Genomic DNA, 20,126 nt, shown 5'->3' with positions numbered 1-20,126 from the left:
GAACCGGTCAGGCGGCCGCGCGCACCGCCGCCGAGAGGCCGCTCACCAGGGCATCGAACACCGCCCGGCAGCGTGGGCTCGATCGAAGGTCCTCGTGCATCACCACATGCACCGGAAGGTCGAGCGAGACGGCCTCCGCCAGCAGGCGGACCATGTCCGGGTCGCGCCGGGCAACGCCCACTTGGCAGATGCCGATGCCGACGCCCGCCCGGACGGCGGCAAGTTGGGCGACATTGCTGTCCACCTTGAGCGCGAAGGACGTCGCCTCCGGCAGGCCGAGCCGCGCCGCGATGGCGCGCACGGCGGCGGTCTGCCGGTCGAAGCCGATCAGGTCGTGACCGGCGAGGTCGGCCAGGCTCTCCGGCCGCCCGCGCCGCTCCAGATAGCGCCGATGGGCATGGAGCCCGAGCGGCAGCACCCCGACGCGCCGGGCGACCAGCGCCGTCTGGGTCGGGTCCACCATCCGCACCGCCACGTCCGCGTCACGGCGCAACAGGTCCTCCACCGCATCGGTCAGCACCAGTTCCACCGTGAGATCGGGATGGCGCAGCCTGAGGTCCGCCAGGATCGGCGGCAGGATTTCCACGCCGACCACATCGCTGGCGCTCACCCGCACGGTGCCGTGGACGGCCGTGCCGTGGCCCGAGGCCGCGCGCACCAGGGCGGCGGCCGCGGCGGCGAGCCGTTCGGCATGCGGCCGGAGGTCGTTTGCGGCTTCGGTCGGCAGCAGCCCGCGCTGCGTCCGGAGGAAGAGGTCGTAGCCGAGAAAGGCCTCCAGGGCGTCGATGTGTCGGGACACGGTCGGCTGCGTCACACCAAGCGCCCGCGCCGCCCCGGACAGGGAGCCCTCCTCAACAACGCTCAGAAACGTGCGATAGAGATCCCAACCCGGTTCGACGGTCATGGGCAACCTCCCGTTCGGGTCCATGAAACGCCATCGGCGCTCATCGAAAATCGTATAGCAACCGAACGCTTTTCCACAATTTCTTATGTTCGAGCGCGGCGCCATCTTCCGGTCATCGCAACACGCGGAGACACGGGACATGACACGGACACAGACGGCCCTGGTGCTCGGGGCGACGGGCGGGATCGGCGGCGCGGTGGCGCGGCGCCTCGTTGCGGACGGATGGACGGTGCGCGGCATGACCCGCGACGCGAGCCGGACAGGTCAGCGGGACGGCATCGCCTGGGTTGTCGGCGATGCGCTCCGACCCGCCGACGTGCGGACTGCGGCGGACGGCGCCGACCTGATCGTGCACGCGGTCAACCCGCCGGGCTACCGCCACTGGGGCAAGCTGGTGCTTCCCATGCTGGACAGCACCATCGCGGCCGCCGAGGCGAACGGCGCCCGCATCCTCTTGCCGGGCACGGTCTACAACTACGGACCGGACGTTCTGGCCCGCATCGACGAGCGATCCCCCCAGCGCCCGCTCACCCGCAAGGGGGCGATCCGGGCCGAGATGGAACGGCGGCTCGCGGCAGCCGCCAACTACGGCAAGGCCACCGCCCTCGTCGTCCGGGCCGGCGACTATTTCGGACCGCGGGCCGGCAACAACTGGTTCTCGCAGGCGCTGGTGACGCCGGGCGTCCGGCCGCGCGCCATCACCTATCCGGGCCGCCCCGGCGTCGGCCACCAGTGGGCCTATCTGCCGGACGTGGCGGAAACGATGGTGCGCCTCCTCGAGCGGGACGATCTCGCCTCGTTCGCCACCTATCACATGGCGGGGCACTGGGACGCGGACGGCACCGCCATGATCCAGGCGATCCGCCGGGCCCTCGGCGCGCAGGACCTGCCGGTGAAGGCGCTGCCCTGGACCCTGATGCGGCTTGTCGGCCCGTTCGTCCCGCTTTTCCGGGAGCTTGCCGAGATGCGGTACTTCTGGTCGTCCCCGGCCCGGCTGGTCAACGACCGGCTGGTCGCCACGCTCGGCGCGGAACCGCACACCCCGCTCGACGCCGCGGTTCGGGCGACACTCGCCGATCTCGGCTGCCTGGAACCTGCGGCACCCGGCGCGCAGACAGCCGGACTGGCCCACCCGACGCGCTGACACGCCCGCCCTCAGCGGCGGCCGAACAGGCGTTCGATGTCGGCGAGCTTCAGCTCCACGAAGGTGGGCCGGCCGTGGTTGCACTGGCCGGCGGCGGGGGTCGCCTCCATCTCGCGGAGGAGCGCATCCATCTCCTCCGGCCGGAGCCGGCGGCCGGCGCGTACGGAGCCGTGGCAGGCCATGGTGGCGGCCACATGGTCGAGCCGCTCCTTGAGCCGGGTCGCCTGGTCCCATTCGGCGAGATCGTCGGCGATGTCGCGGACGAGACCGGCGGCATCCACCGCGCCGAGGAGCGCCGGCACCTCGCGCACCGCCACGGCGCCCGGTCCGAAGCCTTCCACGACGAGGCCGAGTTCGGCGAGTTCCTCGGCGCGGGCGAGGAGCCGGTCGGCGTCCTCCTCGGGCATGTCCACGATGTCCGGGATCAGCAGCATCTGGGTCACCACCCGGCTTGCAAGCTGCGCCTTCAGGCGCTCGTAGACGAGCCGTTCGTGGGCCGCGTGCTGATCGACGATGACGAGGCCGTCGCCGGTCTGCGCCACGATGTAGGTGCCGTGCAGTTGCGCGCGCGCCGCGCCGAGCGGACGCGCCACCGCCTCCGGCGCCGGTTCCCCGATGCCGGCGCGCGCATCGGCTGACACGGCCTCTGACACCGCGTCGAAGGCGGCCTGAGCCGGACGGGCCAGCGCGTCGCCGCGTTCGACCGGCGCGTAGGGCGTCTGGGCAGGCTCACCCAGGCCGCCCGGCGGCAGCACGTCGTCGAGCGGGCGGAGCGGCGCGGTCCGCCAGTCGAAGCCCATCGGCCGCGCGCCGAAGCCACCGCCCCCTCCCCCTGAGCGCCGCATGGGCGCGGCGGTGCCGGCGGACAGCGCCAAGGTGTGCAGCGTCGCCGCGCCATGGGTCGAGGCGGCCCGGGCGCCGGCGGCGGCGAGCGCATGGCGGAGCGCGCCGACCACGAGCCCGCGCACGAGGCCCGGGTCGCGGAAGCGCACGTCCGCCTTGGTCGGGTGCACGTTGACGTCCACCTCGTGCGGATCGAGATCCACGTAGAGGGCGACGGCCGGGAAGCGATCGCGCGCCATCACGTCCGCGTAGCCGGCGCGGATGGCGCCCATCAGCAGCTTGTCGCGCACGGGCCGGCCGTTGACGAAGAGATACTGGGCGAGCGCGTTCGCCTTCTGGTAGGTGCCGAGCCCGGCGAGCCCGGTGAGCCGGACGCCCTCCCGGTCGGCGACGACCGGCACCGCGTTCTCCACGAACTCCGCCCCCATCACCTGGGCGATCCGCGCCTCGCTCGCCCCGTCGCGGACGGCCGGCAGGTCGAGGGTGGAGCGGTCGGAGCCGGAGAGCTGGAAGCGCACCGCCGGATGGGCGAGTGCCAGGCGTTTGACGATCTCCGTCACGGCGCCGGCCTCGGCCCGGTCGGTCTTCAAAAACTTCAGCCGCGCGGGCGTCGCGAAGAAGAGGTTGCGCACCTCGATCCGGGTGCCTTCGGTCAGGCCTACCGGGCGGACCTCCGACGTTTCGCCGGCTGAGACCGAGAGCGCCCAGCCGTGCGGTTCCGCCCGGTGGCGCGTCTCGATGGCGAGTTCGGCGACCGACCCGATGGACGGCAGCGCCTCGCCGCGAAAGCCGAGGGTGCGGATGTCGAGGAGGTCGTCCTCGGAAAGCTTGGAGGTGCAGTGGCGCTGCACTGCAAGGACGATGTCGTCCTTCGTCATGCCCGACCCGTTGTCGGTGACGCGGACGAGCGTCTTGCCGCCGCCGGCGGTCACCACCTCCACGCGGGTGGCCCCGGCGTCGAGGGCGTTCTCCACCAGTTCCTTCACCACGCTCGCGGGACGTTCCACCACCTCGCCGGCGGCGATGCGGTTGACGGTGGTCTCGGAGAGCTGGCGGACGGGCATGGGATCGGCGGACCGGAAGGGAACGGGGTCCGACCATCGCGGATTCGGCCGTGGAGCGAAACCCTGTCTTGACCCGGTCACGCTCCCTGACTACTGCCTGTCCCCATGCAGACCGTCCCTTTCGTCCCTGGCCTTGCCACCCTCGCCGCCCGCTTCGACGGGCTTATCTGCGACGTCTGGGGCGTGCTCCACAACGGTGTGATCGGCTATGCGGCCGCCGGAGAGGCGCTCGCCCGCTACCGGGCCGAGACCGGCAACAAGGTGGTGCTCCTCACCAACGCGCCCCGGCCGGCGGCGGAGATCGAGGTCATCCTCGATCGCTACAAGATCCCCCGCAGCGCCTACGATGCGATCGTGACCTCCGGCGACGTGTGCCGGACGCTGCTCGCCGAAGGCGGCGCCAAGCGGGCCTATCATCTGGGCCCGGACCGCGACCTGCCGCTCTTCGCCGGCCTCGACCTGACGCTGGTCTCCGAGGACGAGGCCGAGATCGTCGTCTGCACCGGCCTCTTCGACGACGAGACCGAAACGCCGGAGGACTACCGGGCCTCGCTTTCGCGCATGCTTGCCCGGGACGTCACCTTCATCTGCGCCAACCCGGACATCGTGGTGGAGCGCGGCGACCGGCTGATCTACTGCGCCGGGGCGATCGCCCAGCTCTACGCGGAAATGGGCGGCCGGGTGATGATCGTCGGCAAGCCGCACGCACCGGTCTACGAGGTGGCGATCGGCACGCTCAATCGGCTCTCCGGCCGGTCGATCCCGAAGGAGCGGATCCTCGCCATCGGCGACGCGCTGCCGACCGACGTGAAGGGCGCCTTCGGGCAGGGCATCGGCGTGCTGATGGTGACGGCCGGCATCCACGCCGCCGACTTCGGCCCCGCCGACGCGCCCGATCCGGCGCTTGTCGCTAAGCGGCTCGCGATCGAGGGCGTCGCCGTCACGGCCGCCCTCCCCCGCCTGGTCTGGTGACAGCGGCCAACCCGGCGGACGCCGGGCCCGTCCAAGATCCACCGGACAACGAAAGGCCCGCCACGAGGGCGGGCCGGATCAAGGTGACGATGGCTCGTTCGGCGGCGTCTCAGAAATAGGCGTCGACGTCGTTCTGGCTCACCCCTTCGCCGGCAAGCTGAGGCCCGTGCAGAATGAGCTCGCGCTGGCGGCGCTCCGCCTCGGTCTCTTCCTTGGGGGCGTCGGTGATCTGCATGATCTTCAGCTTTTCCACCAGCGTGGTGAGGCGGGTCTCCAACTGGCCGAGCGTGCGCACGACCTTGGAGATGCGCTGGCCGGTGATGTCCTGGAAGGAGCAGGCCTCGAAGATCTCCACGATGCGCTCGTTGACCACCGCCTGGTAGGCCTCGGTGTCGGACGGGTCGGCCGCCATGATCACCTCGGCGGCGGTCATGATGGTGTTCGTGGCCGCCTCGGTCGCCTCCACGATGGCGTCGAGTTCCTGGCCGGCTTCCGGAATGCGCTGGTGGCGCATGTCCGACAGCTGGAGTTCGGACAGCTCTCGCTTCATGGACGAGATCTCGTCCACCATGGCGCCGAGTTCGCGGTAGACCGTGACGTCGAACGACTTGAAATACGACTGGAGCGACTCGGCCATAAGCTCGGCGAGCCGCATCACGTCCTCAAGGGACACGTCGTCGGAGCGTCGCCCGTTCTTCAGGAAGTCGATGATTTGGGTGACCTTGGACGCATCTATCGCTTGCATGCCGAACTCATTTCACTTGCCTGGTGGCGATGTATGGGTCTTAAGGGGGTGGTCCCGAGCGATGCCGGTTGGCCAACCATCCGTCCGAAGCGTATCCGGCCGGCTTTCTTCGTCGTCCACCGCGTCACGGACGGGCGATGCGGCGTTCGCACCGTCCCGTCGGTGAAACGACAGGCTCAATCGCCGAACACCGCCTCGATCTTGCCCTTCAGCGTCTGCGCGTTGAACGGCTTCACGATGTAGTTGTTCACGCCGGCCTTCTTGGCGGCGATCACGTTCTCGGTCTTGGACTCGGCCGTGACCATGATGAACGGGGTCTTGGCCAAGCTGGTGTCGGCCCGGACCTGCTTGAGAAGCTCGTAGCCCGTCATGGGCTCCATGTTCCAGTCCGAGATGACCAGGCCATACTTGCGCTCGCGCATCTTGCCGAGCGCCTCGGTGCCGTCGGCGGCCTCGTCCACATCCTCGAAGCCGAGCTGCTTCAGCAGGTTGCGGATGATACGGATCATGGTCTTGTAGTCGTCGACCACGAGCACCGGGATCGAAGTGTCCAGAGCCATCGTCTACTCCAAAAACGCCGTGTCGCTCTGAGACGCGACCAAGCCTCTTGAGACGGTTGTTATGACAGCGAGGGCGACCTGCCGCTTGAGGCCTCCCCGCGCTAGAAACCACCCTACCTGACGGACCTGAAAAGTGAGTTAATCGCCATTCTTCACGATCAAACATTGCTTTGACGCGGTCCGCATGCGCTCGCCACCATGCCACATGGACGAATGGCCTGTTGTCCGGCACTAGTCCGTCGGGTTTTTCTCAGCCCGGCGAGGGCACTGAATTGGACCGGAAGGACACCGCGCATGGCATTCCACGAGATCACCGCCTATTGCTTTGAAGATCTGAAGGTCGGCATGCGCGAGACTTATCTGAAAACGGTTATGGATTCAGACGTGATCGGCTTCGCCCAGATCTCCGGTGATCGCAATCCGATCCATCTGTCCGAGCACTTCGCCGCCCAGACCCGATTCGGCGGCCGCATCGCGCATGGCCTCTACACGGCCAGCCTGATCTCCGCGATCCTCGGCATGCGCCTGCCGGGACCTGGGGCGGTCTATCTGTCGCAGACGCTGAAGTTCAAGGCGCCGGTGCGCATCGGCGACGTGATCGAGGTGGCGGTCGAGGTCGCCGAGCTCATCGAGAAGGGCGGCCGCTGCCGTCTCGCCTGCGAAGCGCGGGTGGACGCCACGGTGGTGCTCGATGGCGAGGCCGTGGTGATGGTGCCGCGCCGGGCCGATCTGCCGGCCGGAAGCCTTCTGCCGTGACCCGAGCCCTGCGAGCCGCGCATGGCTTGGGGTGCCTGCCCCCTGGGCGCTTGACCTGACGAGCCTGGGCATGCACGGTCCGCCCATGCATCCGAGCGTTCCGGGATAAGATGACAGGCCTCGCCCGCCCCCGCCCTTTCCGTGTGTCGTCCTTCGCCGATCTGGACCCGTCGCTCACCGACGCGCATGTGGCGATCGGGAACTTCGACGGCATGCATCGCGGCCACCAGGCGGTGCTGGAAAAGGTGCTGGCGGCCGCCGAGGCGGATGGACGGCCCGCCCTGGTGCTGACCTTCGAGCCGCACCCGCGCGACGTGTTCCGACCCGACCAGCCGGTGTTCCGCCTGACGAGCCCGATCGCCAAGGCGCGAATCGCCGACGCCCTCGGTCTCGACGGCATGGTGACCATCGGGTTCGATCGCGCCTTCGCGGCGACCCCGGCCGATGCCTTTGTCCGAAAAGTCGTGGTGGAGGGCGCCAAGGCGCGCAGCGTCGCTGTCGGCTGGAACTTCCACTTCGGCGCCGGCCGGTCCGGCTCGCCGACGCTTCTCGCCGAGGCCGGCCTTCGGCACAGCTTCGGCGTGACCGTGGTGGAGCCCTTCTCCGACGAAGGCGGCACGGCCGTGTCGTCGAGCCGCGTCCGCGAGGCTCTGGAGGCGGGCCGGATCGGCGAGGCCGCCGGGCTGCTCGGCTACCGCTGGTTCTTCGAGGCCGAGGTGGTGCACGGCGACAAGCGCGGCCGCACCATCGGCTATCCCACCGCCAACGTGCGCCTGCCGGCGACGGCCCGGTTCGCCCATGGCATCTACGCGGTGATGATCGAAATCGACGGCATCGCCCGTCCCGGCGTCGCCAGCTTCGGCCGCCGCCCTACGTTCGACAACGGCGCGGCGGTGTTCGAGACGCACGTGTTCGACTACACGGGCGACCTCTACGGCAAGACGGTGATCGTCACGCCCGTGACCTATCTCCGCCCCGAGATGAAGTTCGACGGAATTGGCGCCCTCGTCGCCCAGATGGACCAGGACAGCGCCGAGGCCCGCGCCGCCCTCTCCGCCCTCACGCCGCTGACCCCGCTCGACCGCGCATTGCTGTTCGACAGGATCGGTGGGTGAGCCGTCAGACGAGCCGCACTGGCGCGGGGTAGCGTGCGACCGTCACATCCGACGTCAACAGCACGATGCCCTCGACGCTCGCTTGCGCCAGAAGGATGCGGTCGAATGGGTCTTTATGGATCGGCGGCAGCGTGTCGACCGCGAGAGCGTGCTCGGCCGTGATCGGCAGTTCCAGATAACCGCTATCGACCAGGCCGCGCCGCAGAAGGCGCGGATCCACAGTGAAATCGGCCCGGCCTAGGCTCCGCTTGATACCGATCTCCCAAAGGCTGGCCGGACTGAAACAGACCCGAATTTGCGAATCTTCGATCAAAGTCTTCGCTGTCGGCGAGAGGCGGTCCGGCGCCGCCGCTGCCCAGAGCAGAAGGTGTGTGTCGAGCAGGACTTTCATAAGTCCTTCGCGTCGGACGGCAGGTCCTCTCCCTCGAAAGAGGCGGCGATCGCCGCTTCACCCATCGTGTCGAAGTCGTCTGGGATCTGGACCAAGCCGGTGAGAAACCCGAGTCGCCGAGGACCGATAGGCGCCGGATCATCGATGGGAATTAGCCGGACGAGCGGGCGTCCCGCCTTGGCAATGATGACGTCTTCGCCGCTGGCTGCCCGTTCGACGAGTCGAGACAGGTGGGTCTTGGCTTCATGAAGGTTCACGATCATGGCAGCGCGGCCTTGGCTATCGGACTTAGTCCACTAGACTTAGTCCACCCCACCCTATTCCGCAATGTCGCAGCATCCTCTGTCGGATCGCTGTTGTCGCGTGACGAGCCGACTTTCTTTCCGCCCTCATTCCCGCTAGAACACCGCGCCATGTGCACACGGCTCGCGATCGACCTCTTTGCTTCTCTGTGGGCGCGAATTAGCCGCCCGGCCCCGACGCGACGCGCCTGACCAAGGCGACCTCGGGGACCGGGACTTTTCGCCCGACGGCGGGCCTTGGGCCGGAGCGCGGCCTCAAGGATCCGCAAGCGACCGCTTCCTCCTGTTTCAGAGATCTCCGATGACCGACCGTCCCGCTGCCGAAGGCCGCGACTACGCCGACACCCTCTTCCTGCCGAAGACCGAGTTCCCGATGCGCGCGGGCCTGCCGCAGAAGGAGCCGCAGATCATCGCCCGCTGGGACGGCATGGACCTCTACAGGCGCCTGCGCGAGACCGCGACGGGCCGCGAGAAGTTCGTGCTTCACGACGGCCCGCCCTATGCCAACGGCAACCTGCACATCGGCCACGCCCTCAACAAGATCCTGAAGGACGTGATCACCCGCTCCATGCAGATGATGGGCAAGGACAGCAACTATGTCCCCGGCTGGGACTGCCACGGCCTGCCCATCGAGTGGAAGGTGGAGGAGCAATACCGCGCGTCCGGCCGCAACAAGGACGAGGTGCCGATCAACGACTTCCGCCGCGAGTGCCGCGACTACGCGGAGCACTGGATCGGCGTGCAGGCCGCCGAGTTCCGCCGGCTCGGCGTCGAGGGCGACTTCAAGACGCCCTACACCACCATGGCCTTCGCCTCCGAGGCGGTGATCGCGGCCGAGCTTCTCAAGTTCGCCGTCACCGGCCAGCTCTACCGCGGATCGAAGCCGGTGATGTGGTCGGTGGTGGAGAAGACCGCCCTCGCCGAGGCCGAGGTGGAATACCAGGACTACCAGTCGGACACGATCTTCGTGCGCTTCCCGGTCACCAAGGTGCGCGGCGTGCCGAAGCTCTACGACGACGCGACGCCTGCCGAGAAGGCACGCTTTGCCTGGGCCGGTTCGCTCATGGACGCCAGCGTGGTGATCTGGACCACCACGCCCTGGACCATCCCGGGCAACCGCGCCATCAGCTACAGCCACAAGATCGCCTACGGCCTCTACGCCGTCACCGAAGCGCCCGAGACCAACTGGGCGAAGACCGGCGACGTCTACATCCTCGCCGACGCGCTCGCCGAGGGCGTCATGAAAGCCGCCAAGGTCACCGCCTTCGAGCGCCGGCAGGACGTGACGGCCGAGCACCTGCGCTCCATCGTCTGCGCCCACCCGCTGAAGGGTCTCGATGGCGGCTATCAGTTCGACGTGCCCATGCTCGACGGCGACCACGTGACCGACGACGCCGGCACCGGCTTCGTGCACACCGCCCCGGGCCACGGCCGGGAGGACTTCGAGATCTGGATGGAGGAGGCCCGCAACCTCGCCGCCCGGGCGATCGACGTCACCATCCCGTTCACGGTCGACGACGACGGCTTCTTCACCAAGGATGCGCCGGGCCTCACCGGTCGCCGCGTCATCACCGACAAGGGCGAGAAGGGCGACGCCAACCAGGCGGTCATCGAGGCACTGGCCGCAGCCGGCGCCATGGTGGCGCGCGGCCGGCTGAAGCACCAGTACCCGCACTCCTGGCGATCGAAGAAGCCGGTCATCTTCCGCAACACGCCGCAGTGGTTCATCCACATGGACCGCGACATCGCCGGCGAGGGCGACACGCTCCGCGACCGCGCCCTCACGGCGATCGACGAGACGCGCTTCGTGCCCGCCGCCGGGCAGAACCGCCTGCGCTCCATGATCGAGAACCGGCCAGACTGGGTGATGAGCCGCCAGCGCGCCTGGGGCGTACCGATCGCGGTATTCCGCAACACGGAGACCGGCCAGCTCATCCCCGGCCCGGATTTCGACCGCAACGACGCCTATGTGGCCCGCCTGAAGGCCGCCTTCGAGGCGGAAGGGGCCGACGCCTGGTTCGCCGACGGCGCCAAGGACCGGTTCCTCGACGGCTTCGTGGACGACGTCGCCCAGTGGGAGCAGGTGCGCGACATCCTGGACGTCTGGTTCGACTCCGGCTCCACCCATGCCTTCTGCCTTGCCGAACGGCCGGACCTGAAGTGGCCCGCCGACCTCTACCTGGAAGGCTCCGACCAGCACCGCGGCTGGTTCCACTCGTCGCTCCTTGAAAGCTGCGGGACGCGCGGCCGCGCGCCCTACGACGCCGTGCTCACCCACGGCTTCGTGCTCGACGAGGAGGGGCGCAAGATGTCGAAGTCCCTCGGCAACACGACAACGCCGCAGGAGGTGATCGACAAGGCGGGCGCCGACATCCTCCGGCTCTGGGTGGTGTCGACCGACTACTCGGACGATCTGCGCATCGGCAAGAAGATCCTCGACACCAACACCGACGCCTATCGGAAGATCCGCAACACATTGCGCTGGATGCTCGGCACCCTTGCCCACTTCGACGGCACGGAGCCGGCGCTGGCCGACATGCCGGAGTTGGAGCGGCTGATGCTGCACCGGCTGACCGAGCTCGACCGGCTGGTGCGGCAGGCCTATCTGGACTTCGACTTCAAGCGCATCCATGCCCAGCTGATGCATTTCATGACGGTGGAGCTGTCGGCCTTCTACTTCGACGTCCGCAAGGACGCGCTCTACTGCGACCCGGCTTCGAGTCTCCGCCGCAAGGCCTCGCTCTATGTGGTGCACCGGCTGTTCGACAGCCTCGTGAAGTGGCTCGCCCCGATGATGCCCTTCACCATGGAGGAGGCCTTCCTCGACCGGCATCCGTCTGACACCGGCTCGGTCCACCTGGAGCTCTTCCCCGACATCCCGGCGGCCTGGGCCGACGAGGCGCTGGCGGAGAAGTGGGCCAAGGTGCGGCGCGTGCGCCGCGTGGTGACGGGCGCCCTGGAAGTGGAGCGCGCCGCCAAGCGGATCGGCTCGTCGCTGGAGGCCGCGCCGGTCGTCCATATCGCCGACCCGGCGCTGATGGCCGCCGTCGCCGACCTCGACCTCGCCGAGATCTGCATCACGTCCCAGATCACCGTGACGGACGCCCCGGCGCCGGACGGTGCCTTCCGTCTCGACGACGTGGCGGAGGTGGCGGTGGTGCCGACGAAGGCCGAGGGCCGCAAGTGCGCGCGCTCGTGGAAGGTGCTTCCGGAGGTCGGCAGCGATCCGGACTATCCGGACCTGACGCTCCGCGACGCCGAGGCGATGCGCGAGTATGACCGGGCGCAGGCGGCCGCCGAATGAGCGACGCGTCCATGGTGGTGAGCGAACGGGTGGCCCGCGCCGGCATCCTGACGGCGGTCGTGGGTCTCCTCCTCGACCAGGTCACCAAGATCTGGGTGCTGTTCGGCACCGACCTGCCGATGGGGGGCGAGATCAAGGTCGCGCCCTTCCTCGACTTCGTGCTGGTCTGGAACCGGGGCATCTCCTACGGGCTGTTCCAGCAGGAGTCCGGGATCGGCCGCTGGCTCCTGGTCGGCTTCACCGTGGTGGCGGTGATCGCCCTCGCCGTCTGGCTGCGCCGGGCCGACAAGATGCTGACGGCGGTCTCGCTCGGCCTCATCGTCGGCGGCGCCATCGGCAACCTGATCGACCGGGTAATCCACGGCGCCGTCGTCGATTTCGTCTACCTGCACGGCTTCGGCTTCAGCTGGTATGTGTTCAACCTGGCCGATGCGTGGATCGTTGCGGGGGTCATCGGGCTCCTGTATGACTCCTTCCGTCCCGGTCACAGCGACGCCGCAAACGGCGGCTAACGCCGGTTGCGCCTGAGATCGGATGGCGCCGCAGTCCTGCGGTCCGGCCCGGTCCGACGGCAAACACGGGATGATCCCGGCCGGGTCTTGGCCGGGCGGTGGTTGAGGGCGAGCGGAACGCATGGACATGATCGACTTCTCGAAGCGTCTGGCCGCAGTGGCCCTACTCGGCCTCGGCCTCGGCGCCTGCGCCGCCATGGGCACCACCGTCGACGAGGACGACCCGGAAACCGAACTGCCGAACCCCTCCATGGGCCGCTCGATCATGGAGAGCCTCGGCGCCGTTCCGTCCCGCCAGCTTCCGATCCAGTACAACCCCCGTGCGCCGCTGGTGGTGCCGCCGAGCACCGCCGCCCTGGCGCCGCCGGAGGATCCCCGCCAGGCCGCCACGGCCGACTGGCCGGTGGACCCGGAGGTCGCCTCCGCCCGCCGCCTGCGCGAGGCGGAAGCCCGCAACGCGGGGCGCGAGAAGGCCAACGGCGAAGGCGGCGCGGAGGTCATCCCGCCGTCCGAACTCCTCGGCACGCGGCTAGCAGCCCGCTCCGGCCCGATCGATCCCCAGTTCTACGACGGCGAGCGCGACCCGGCCCAGCCGCTGAAGCCGAGCCAGTTGCGCGCGCCGCAGGTGCAGATCACCAGTGACGGCATCTACGACGCCAACGGCACCCCGCGCCGCCGCGCCCTGGTGGAGCCGCCGGTCACCTACCTGGAGCCCGCTCCGAACGCTCCCGTTTCCGAGCCGGCCCCGACCGGCCCGAAGAAGGGCCTCTTCAGCTGGTTCGGCGGCTGACCGGTCGGCCCGTCGCTGCCGGCCCCATCCAGCACGCGTTCGGCACATCGTCGATCAGGCCCGCGCCCGGCACCGGCGCGGGTCTTTTGCATTCGACGGACCTTGCGATCCTCGGCGGTCGCGCGCCGTCTCCGGGTTTGATGACGGAAAATTAATCGCCCCCTTCCGGCCGCGCCCTATATTTCGCCACCATCCGCCGCACAGGCTGACGGGATCCTGGGCCGTGCCGCCGGGAACCCTTGGACACCTTGGTTCGATCTGGAGACACCTCATGGCGATTGCGACTGCCCATCGGCCCGAGCATGGACCGGACCGCCGCCGCTCCCTCGCCGTCGCGCTCGCGCTGGCCGTCTGCCTTGCCCCGATTCCACCGGCGCTCGCCCAGACGGCGCCTTCGACCGTGTCCGAAACCGCGCCGAGCCCGGTGGAGACCACGCCGGCCCCGGTGATCGGCGCCGACGTCTCCACCTTCACCCTCGACAACGGGCTCGACGTGGTGGTCATCCCGGACCGGCGCGCACCAGTCGTCACCCACATGATCTGGTACAAGGTCGGGTCCGCCGACGAGCCGCCCGGCAAGTCCGGCATCGCGCACTTCCTGGAACACCTGATGTTCAAGGGCACGAGCACTCACCCGGAGGGCGAGTTCAGCCGGGTGGTGACGGAGCTGGGTGGCCAGGAGAACGCGTTCACCTCCTACGACTACACGGCCTACTACCAGCGCGTCGCCAAGGAGCACCTCGGCCGCATGATGGGCTTCGAAGCCGACCGCATGCAGAACCTGGTGCTGACCGACGAGAACGTCGCGCCCGAGCGCCAGGTGGTGCTGGAGGAACGCGCCATGCGGATCGACAGCGAGCCGGGCGCCATCCTGGGCACGGGTCTCGATGCGGTGCTCTACCTGCAGCACCCCTACGGCATTCCGATCATCGGCTATGTGGACGAGATCGCCGCCCTCGACCGTACGGACGCGATCGCCTTCTACGACCGCTTCTACACGCCCAACAACGCCATCCTGGTGGTCGCTGGCGACGTGACGACCGAGGAGGTGCGACGCCTTGCCGAGGAGACCTACGGCAAGGTGCCCCGGCGCGCCGAACCGCCGGTCCGCGAGCGCCCCTTCGCCCCCATCCTGGAGACCCCGCGCGAGGTCAGCCACGCCGATCCCAAGGTCCAGCAGGAGAGCGTCCAGATCACCTGGCTGGTCGACAGCTACCGGCTGGCCGAGCCGGGCGAGGCCGAGGCGCTCGACGTGCTCGCCGAGGCGATCGGCGGCGGGTCCACCAGCCTCCTCTTCCGCGACCTCGTCATCGACCGGAAGCTCGCGACCGGGGCCGGCGCCGCCTACCAGTCCGGCTTCCGCGATCAGGCGCAGTTCACCCTCTACGCCGCCCCGCGCGAGGGCGTCAGCCTGGAGACGATGCGCACCGAACTGATGGACGCCTTCGCGACCATCCTGAAGGAGCGGCTCACCGACGAGGAGATCGACCGTGCCAAGGCGCGCCTGGAGGCCGACACGGTCTATGCCCAGGACAGCCAGCAGGCGCTCGCACGGATCTTCGGCTCCACCCTGGCGATCGGCGGCACCGTGGCGGAGGTTCAGACCTGGCCGGCGGCGATCCGGGCCCTCACCCGCGCCGACATCGAGGCCGCCGCCGCGGCGTTCGACCCGAAGGCGGCCGTCGTCGGCTACCTGCGGAACGCGCCGCCGGAAGAGCGGTCGTGACCGTTCCCCGCCTCCCGACCTTCCATTCGACACGGCAGTTGCACCCCATGATGCCCATCCCCACCCTTTCCGGCCGCATCCGCGCCGCCACCCTCGGCGCCCTCGCCCTGGTGGTCGCCGCCCTGCCCGTCCCCGTCCAGGCCGCCGCCACCGTCCAGGAGGTCGTCAGCCCCGGCGGCATCAAGGCTTGGCTCGTCTCCGAGGACGCGGTTCCGCTCGTCGCCATGGATTTTGCCTTCCGCGGCGGTTCCTCCCAGGATCCGCAGACCAAGCCCGGCCTCGCCAACCTGATGTCCGGCCTTCTCGACGAAGGCGCGGGCGACCTCGACGCGGACGCCTTCAAGCGCCGCCTGGAGGAGACGGCCGTCCGGATCGGCTTCGACGCCAGCCGGGACGCTTTCACCGGCTCGCTCGGCACGCTCTCCACCCGCAAGGAGGCGGCCTTCGACCTTCTGGCCTTGGCGCTCTCCAGCCCGCGCTTCGACGCGGAGCCGCTCGACCGCATCCGCACCCAGGTGATCGCCGGCATCCGCAGCCGCCAGACCGACGCGGAATCGATCGCGTCCCGTCTCTTTGCCGAGACGACCTTTCCCGGGCACCCCTACGCTCGCCCCGTGGAGGGAACGGTGGAAACGGTCGGGGCCATCACCCGCGACGACCTCGTCGCCTATCACCAGACCAAGTTCGCCCGCGACAACCTGGTCATCGGCGTGGTCGGAGACATCACCGCGGAGGAGCTCGGCCCGCTCCTGGACCGGGCCTTCGGCCATCTTCCCGCGACCGCCGAGCTGACGCCCGTGGCCGAGGTGACGCCCGTCACCGGCGACCGCCTGAGCGAGGCCCTGCCCAGCCCGCAGACCGTCATCCGCTTCGGCACGCCCGCCATCAAGCGCGACGACCCGGACTTCATGGCGGCTTTCGTGGTGAACCACATCCTCGGCGGCGGCACCTTCTCGTCGCGGCTCTACGAGGAGGTGCGCGAGAAGCGCGGGCTCGCCTATTCGGTCTGGAGCGCGCTCGCCACCTACGAGCATGCCGGCGTCTTCCTCTCCGGCACCTCCACCCGCACGGAGCAGACCGCCGCGACCGTGGAGCTGATGACCGAGGAGTTCCGCCGCATGGCCGAGGACGGGCCGACCGAGCAGGAGCTCGCCGACGCCAAGACCTACCTGACCGGCAGCTACGCGCTCCGGTTCGACTCGTCCGGCAAGATCTCCCAGCAGCTCGTCGGCCTGCAGCTCGACGACCTGCCGATCGACTATTTCGCCAACCGCAACGCCCTGGTGGAAGCCGTGACCCTCGAGGACGTGAAGCGCGCGGCCCAGCGGATCCTCTCCGGACCGCTGACGGTGATCACCGTGGGGCCGTCGGAGGGCTGACCGCCGCAGGCGGAGCGCGCCGGTCTGCGGTCAGCGGCCACCCGCCTTGGAACCGGCGCGCACCGGTCCGCCCTGGCCCGCGGCCGGTCCGGCCGCCTGCCCGAGGATCTCCGGGCGCACCTGGCGGGGGGCGGAGAAGAGGTTGCCCTGGGCGAACTTCACCTCGTAGTCGAGGAGGTCGACCACCTGGGTCTCCTGCTCGATCCGGTCCACCACAAGGGTGTAGCCGGCGCGCCCCAGGTGGCCGGAAAGGTCGGCCGGGTGGATGTCGCCGGCCACGAACGGCGCCCGGCCGAGGAGCCGGTCGGCGGCGATCTTGATGGTCCGGAAGCCGATCTCGTGCAGGCGCTGCAGATCGAGACGGGTGTCCACCAGATTGTCCAGCGAGAAGCGGTAGCCGTAATCGGCAAGGCCGGCGAGGCTTTCCATCTCCAGCGGTCCGAGGTCGCGCACCGCCTGCTCGGTGAACTCGAACTGGACGAGGTCGGCCATCCCCTTGTTCTGGACCAGGAAGGTCTGGAACTCGCGGAAGAAGGTGGCGTCCATCAGCGAGGCGACGCTGAGGTTCACGAAGATGCCGATGTCGCGGTTGCGCTGGGTCAGCCGCTTCAGGATCTGGAACGAGCGGATCACCTGGAAGGTGTCGAGCCGCGACACCACCCGGCGCGCCTCCGCCGCCGGCAGGAACTCCGCCGCCGGGATCAGCCGGGCGTCGGCGGCGCGCAGGCGCGTGAACACCTCGTAGTAGCGCACCTTGCGCTGGGGCAAGGTGACGATCGGCTGCAGATGCACCTCGATCCGCTCGCCGCGGATCAGCGCCTCCACCTCCCGCTCGAACGGGCTCGGCAGCCGCGCCGCGTTGTCGTCCTGCCCGGATGCCGCTGGCGGCGCGCCGCTGCCGGCGAGCATCGGTCCGAGGCCGTGGCTGAGCCCGGCCGCTTCGGCGCGCGGCACCAGCGGCTCCGCCGGCATCACGGGCGGCGCCTGATAGGATTGCGGGTGGGCGGACGGGGCCTGGGGCGGATGGAGGTAGGGCTCGGGCGCCTGGCCGTCGGCGCGTCCCACGTCCGGGCGCGCGGCACGGGACGGCGGTGCAAAACCGCCCTGCGGCTGGCCATGCGCCGGCGACGGCGGAAGGGCCTGAGCCTGCGAATGTTGGGCCATCCGCACGGCCTGGGCGGCCGCCTGCGGTGGCGGCAGCCGGGGCTGATCCACCCGCGCGGACACCTCGTCAACGCGTCGCTCCATGCGCGTCTCGACCTCGGCCAGCGCGTCGGCCACCTGCTTCATCAGCCGGCCGATCACCTCAACCTCGGCGGCCAGCGGCTCGTTCTCCTCGCGGATCCGCTCGCCGAGGCTGTTCTCCATGCGCGCGAGCCTGGAGGCGACCGTGTCGATCTCGCTGTTCACGTCCCCGGCCACCGCGGAGATCTCGCGGATCCGCATCTCCAGCCATTCCCGGTCCTTGCGGCGCTGGGTGTGCACGTGAAGGAGCGCGAGGCCGAACAGCACGGCAAGGCCCAGCACGGCGGCCTGGCCGAGCGTGAAACCGAACTGGACGTTCAGCACGATGGTGAGCGAAATCGCCGTCACCACCATGGCGATGACGATCAGGATCGTCGACATACGGCTCATCGCCGCGTCACTCCGGGTACGAGTCTTCGAATCAGCCGGAATGATGCGGGATTTATTAACTCTAAGCGACCGTTAACGACCCCGCCGGCACGGTCCTCCCCGAGTGTTTCCCGGGTGCATCAACCTTCGCGTCCGTCCGTCGTTTGCCGGGCTTGACCTTCCGGCAACGGGAAGCCCCACATTGCGTGGATCGCAGACACCCGCGCCGGGATGTGCCGGCGCCACGAAGGATGACACCCATGATCGAGCTCAAGGTCGACGGCATGACATGCGGCGGCTGCGTCAAGGCCGTGGAGAAGGCCGTGAAGCGCACCGACGAGGCCGCCACCGTGACGGTGGACCTGGACGCGGGCCGCGTCGCCATCGACAGCGCCAAGCCGGCGGACGCCTTCCGGTCCGCCATCGAGGCGGCTGGCTACGACGTGGCCGCCTGAGCGGCTCCGCTGCCCGGCGGCCCGACGCCTCCTTTTGGGCCGCTTTCGTTCTCAAAATCCATGCCTCACGCATGGATTGAATCTGGGAACCGTTTTTTTACCGTGTGGCGGCGAGAATGCGAGCGCGCGGAAGAATCCGCGCGTCAGGATCGCAAGGATTGCCGCCTCATGGGTGCCGCACTGCGTCTTTCGTCGGCGCTACGCCTTCTTATTGCCGATGCCGATCCGGCCGCTCGCGCGCTTTTGCGCGCCGGCCTGGAAACCCGGATCGCCCGTCCCCTGATGATCGTCGAGGCTGCCGAAGCCGCCGCCGTCCGCGCGATGGTGAGCGAGCGCACGTTCGACGCCATGGCGGCGGATGTCGCCACGGTCGGCGGTCTTCCCGCCTTCGCGGAGTTGATCCGACGGGCTCCCAACACCGTCGTCTACGCGGTCGGTCCCGCCGCCGACGTGCGCGACGCGGTCGCCACCGTGCAGGCCGGCGCAGCGGATTTCCTGGAGAAGCCGGTGGACGGCCTCGCCTTCGCCCGGCGGATCGAACGGCACTTCGCCGCCGTCGCCCTGCCGCACCTGGAGGCGGCGGACGAGATCGTCAGCCACAGCCCGGCCATGCGGGCGCTCATCGACCAGATCGCCCGGATCGCCCCCGCCGCCGCGCCGGTCTTCATCATCGGCGACAGCGGCACCGGCAAGAGCCTGATCGCCCGGGCGGTCCACGCCCGCTCGCGCCGCCGCTCCGGCCCCCTGGTGCTGGTGGATTGCGCCGGCGCCGACCGCACCGAACTCCTCGGTGAACTGGCCGCGCCCGGCGGCGCCTTCGACCGCGCCGACGGCGGCACCCTGGTGCTCGACGAGGTCGGGCGATTGCCGGACGGCGTGCAGGCGCTGCTCCTCCGTCTCCTCGACAGCGGCGAAGTCGGCGGCGGCCTCGACCGGCGCAAGGTGTCGCCGCGCATTATCGCCACCACGAACCGGCCGCCGGAAACCGTTTCCGGCGAGGACGGCCTCAGGGCGGATCTCTATTTCCGGCTGGCGGTGCTGCCGATCCGCATGCCGCCGCTTTCCGAGCGCGGCGACGACATCCCCGCCCTTTGCGACGAGTTCCTGCGCGCGGCCGCCCGCGAGGCCGGCATAAGGCCACCCCGCCTCGCCCCGGCGGCGGAGCGCCTGCTCACCGCCCACGACTGGCCGGGCAACGTGCGCGAGTTGCGGAACTTCTGCGAACGGCTCGCCACCTTCCACGACGGCGCCATCGTCACCGCCGACATGATCGAGCCCCTGCTCCTCACCTTTGCGACCGCACGGGCCGCCCGCGCCAGTGCGCCCCTGGTGGTGCGGCCGCTCTGGATGGAGGAGGCCCGCATCATCGAGGCGGCCATCTCGGCCTTCAACGGCAACATCGCCCGGGCCGCCGCGGCGCTGGAGATCAGCCCGTCCACCATCTACCGCAAGCGCCGCCTGCCGCTCGGCGAGGGCGAACGCTGGCCGGCCGCCGACTGCGCCTGAGCGACGGGCCGCGAAAAACTACCGAGCGGACTGCGCCGGCGTTC

Annotated in this window: 18 protein-coding genes; 11 read left to right on the top strand and 7 right to left on the bottom strand. The window is 69.6% G+C overall.

Annotation, left to right across the window (positions count from 1 at the left end; genetic code table 11):
* Positions 1-7: 7 nt before the first annotated feature.
* A complete protein-coding gene (locus BUQ68_RS15885; protein ID WP_075216982.1) occupies positions 8-904 on the bottom strand; it encodes a LysR family transcriptional regulator in 897 nt (298 codons plus the stop codon).
* 139 nt (positions 905-1,043) lie between these two features.
* On the opposite strand from BUQ68_RS15885, the gene BUQ68_RS15880 reads away from it, so the two are divergent.
* Positions 1,044-2,048 (top strand): NAD-dependent epimerase/dehydratase family protein, encoded by a 1,005-nt coding sequence (locus tag BUQ68_RS15880; protein ID WP_075217076.1) that lies wholly within the window; start codon positions 1,044-1,046, stop codon positions 2,046-2,048.
* Between the two features lie 11 nt (positions 2,049-2,059).
* Here the strand turns inward: BUQ68_RS15880 and mutL are convergent, their stop codons facing one another.
* Positions 2,060-3,955: a DNA mismatch repair endonuclease MutL gene (gene mutL, locus BUQ68_RS15875; protein WP_075216981.1), complete on the bottom strand. Its 1,896-nt coding sequence runs from the start codon at positions 3,953-3,955 to the stop codon at positions 2,060-2,062.
* Between the two features lie 105 nt (positions 3,956-4,060).
* Between mutL and BUQ68_RS15870 the strand changes: the two genes are divergently transcribed.
* A complete protein-coding gene (locus BUQ68_RS15870; protein WP_075216980.1) occupies positions 4,061-4,927 on the top strand; it encodes a TIGR01459 family HAD-type hydrolase in 867 nt (288 codons plus the stop codon).
* Positions 4,928-5,036: 109 nt separating this feature from the next.
* Here BUQ68_RS15870 and BUQ68_RS15865 read toward each other — a convergent pair whose 3' ends face one another.
* The gene (locus BUQ68_RS15865) at positions 5,037-5,672 is read right to left on the bottom strand and encodes a protein phosphatase CheZ (RefSeq protein WP_075216979.1); all 636 of its coding nucleotides are present in this window, start codon (positions 5,670-5,672) and stop codon (positions 5,037-5,039) included.
* Between the two features lie 176 nt (positions 5,673-5,848).
* Complete coding sequence (locus BUQ68_RS15860) at positions 5,849-6,232, bottom strand: response regulator (RefSeq protein ID WP_075216978.1); 384 nt, start codon at positions 6,230-6,232, stop codon at positions 5,849-5,851.
* 294 nt (positions 6,233-6,526) lie between these two features.
* Here BUQ68_RS15860 and BUQ68_RS15855 point away from each other — a divergent pair, with 294 nt between their 5' ends.
* Entirely contained in the window at positions 6,527-6,988 is a 462-nt protein-coding gene (locus BUQ68_RS15855) for a MaoC family dehydratase (protein ID WP_075216977.1), read from the top strand.
* A gap of 110 nt (positions 6,989-7,098) precedes the next feature.
* Positions 7,099-8,103 (top strand): bifunctional riboflavin kinase/FAD synthetase, encoded by a 1,005-nt coding sequence (locus BUQ68_RS15850; protein ID WP_075216976.1) that lies wholly within the window; start codon positions 7,099-7,101, stop codon positions 8,101-8,103.
* A gap of 4 nt (positions 8,104-8,107) precedes the next feature.
* Here the strand turns inward: BUQ68_RS15850 and BUQ68_RS15845 are convergent, their stop codons facing one another.
* Positions 8,108-8,494, bottom strand: coding sequence for a type II toxin-antitoxin system VapC family toxin (locus BUQ68_RS15845; protein WP_075216975.1), 387 nt, complete (start codon positions 8,492-8,494; stop codon positions 8,108-8,110).
* Complete coding sequence (locus BUQ68_RS15840; RefSeq protein WP_075216974.1) at positions 8,491-8,757, bottom strand: type II toxin-antitoxin system Phd/YefM family antitoxin; 267 nt, start codon at positions 8,755-8,757, stop codon at positions 8,491-8,493. Before BUQ68_RS15840 ends, BUQ68_RS15845 begins: the two co-directional genes overlap by 4 nt.
* 340 nt (positions 8,758-9,097) lie before the next feature.
* On the opposite strand from BUQ68_RS15840, the gene ileS reads away from it, so the two are divergent.
* The 5 genes from ileS (at position 9,098) to BUQ68_RS15815 (ending at position 16,507) form a co-directional block, all read left to right on the top strand.
* Entirely contained in the window at positions 9,098-12,100 is a 3,003-nt protein-coding gene (ileS, locus tag BUQ68_RS15835; RefSeq protein ID WP_075216973.1) for an isoleucine--tRNA ligase, read from the top strand.
* Entirely contained in the window at positions 12,097-12,612 is a 516-nt protein-coding gene (gene lspA, locus BUQ68_RS15830; RefSeq protein ID WP_245293280.1) for a signal peptidase II, read from the top strand. Before ileS ends, lspA begins: the two co-directional genes overlap by 4 nt.
* A gap of 127 nt (positions 12,613-12,739) precedes the next feature.
* A complete protein-coding gene (locus tag BUQ68_RS15825) occupies positions 12,740-13,402 on the top strand; it encodes a hypothetical protein (RefSeq protein WP_139315254.1) in 663 nt (220 codons plus the stop codon).
* 271 nt (positions 13,403-13,673) lie between these two features.
* The gene (locus BUQ68_RS15820) at positions 13,674-15,128 is read left to right on the top strand and encodes a M16 family metallopeptidase (protein WP_075216970.1); all 1,455 of its coding nucleotides are present in this window, start codon (positions 13,674-13,676) and stop codon (positions 15,126-15,128) included.
* Positions 15,125-16,507, top strand: a complete 1,383-nt coding sequence (locus BUQ68_RS15815) for a M16 family metallopeptidase (RefSeq protein ID WP_245293279.1) — start codon at positions 15,125-15,127, stop codon at positions 16,505-16,507. Before BUQ68_RS15820 ends, BUQ68_RS15815 begins: the two co-directional genes overlap by 4 nt.
* Before the next feature lie 30 nt (positions 16,508-16,537).
* On the opposite strand, the gene BUQ68_RS15810 is transcribed toward BUQ68_RS15815, so the two are convergent.
* Positions 16,538-18,142: an EAL domain-containing protein gene (locus BUQ68_RS15810; RefSeq protein WP_083656633.1), complete on the bottom strand. Its 1,605-nt coding sequence runs from the start codon at positions 18,140-18,142 to the stop codon at positions 16,538-16,540.
* Between the two features lie 239 nt (positions 18,143-18,381).
* Here BUQ68_RS15810 and BUQ68_RS15805 point away from each other — a divergent pair, with 239 nt between their 5' ends.
* The gene (locus BUQ68_RS15805; RefSeq protein WP_210215653.1) at positions 18,382-18,576 is read left to right on the top strand and encodes a heavy-metal-associated domain-containing protein; all 195 of its coding nucleotides are present in this window, start codon (positions 18,382-18,384) and stop codon (positions 18,574-18,576) included.
* A gap of 168 nt (positions 18,577-18,744) precedes the next feature.
* Positions 18,745-20,082, top strand: coding sequence for a sigma-54-dependent transcriptional regulator (locus tag BUQ68_RS15800; RefSeq protein WP_075216967.1), 1,338 nt, complete (start codon positions 18,745-18,747; stop codon positions 20,080-20,082).
* The last annotated feature ends 44 nt before the right edge of the window (positions 20,083-20,126 follow it).

It is taken from the genome of Mongoliimonas terrestris (genome assembly GCF_001927285.1).
Lineage (GTDB): Bacteria > Pseudomonadota > Alphaproteobacteria > Rhizobiales > Pleomorphomonadaceae > Chthonobacter > Chthonobacter terrestris.
This window is presented reverse-complemented; position numbering and strand designations above follow the sequence as displayed.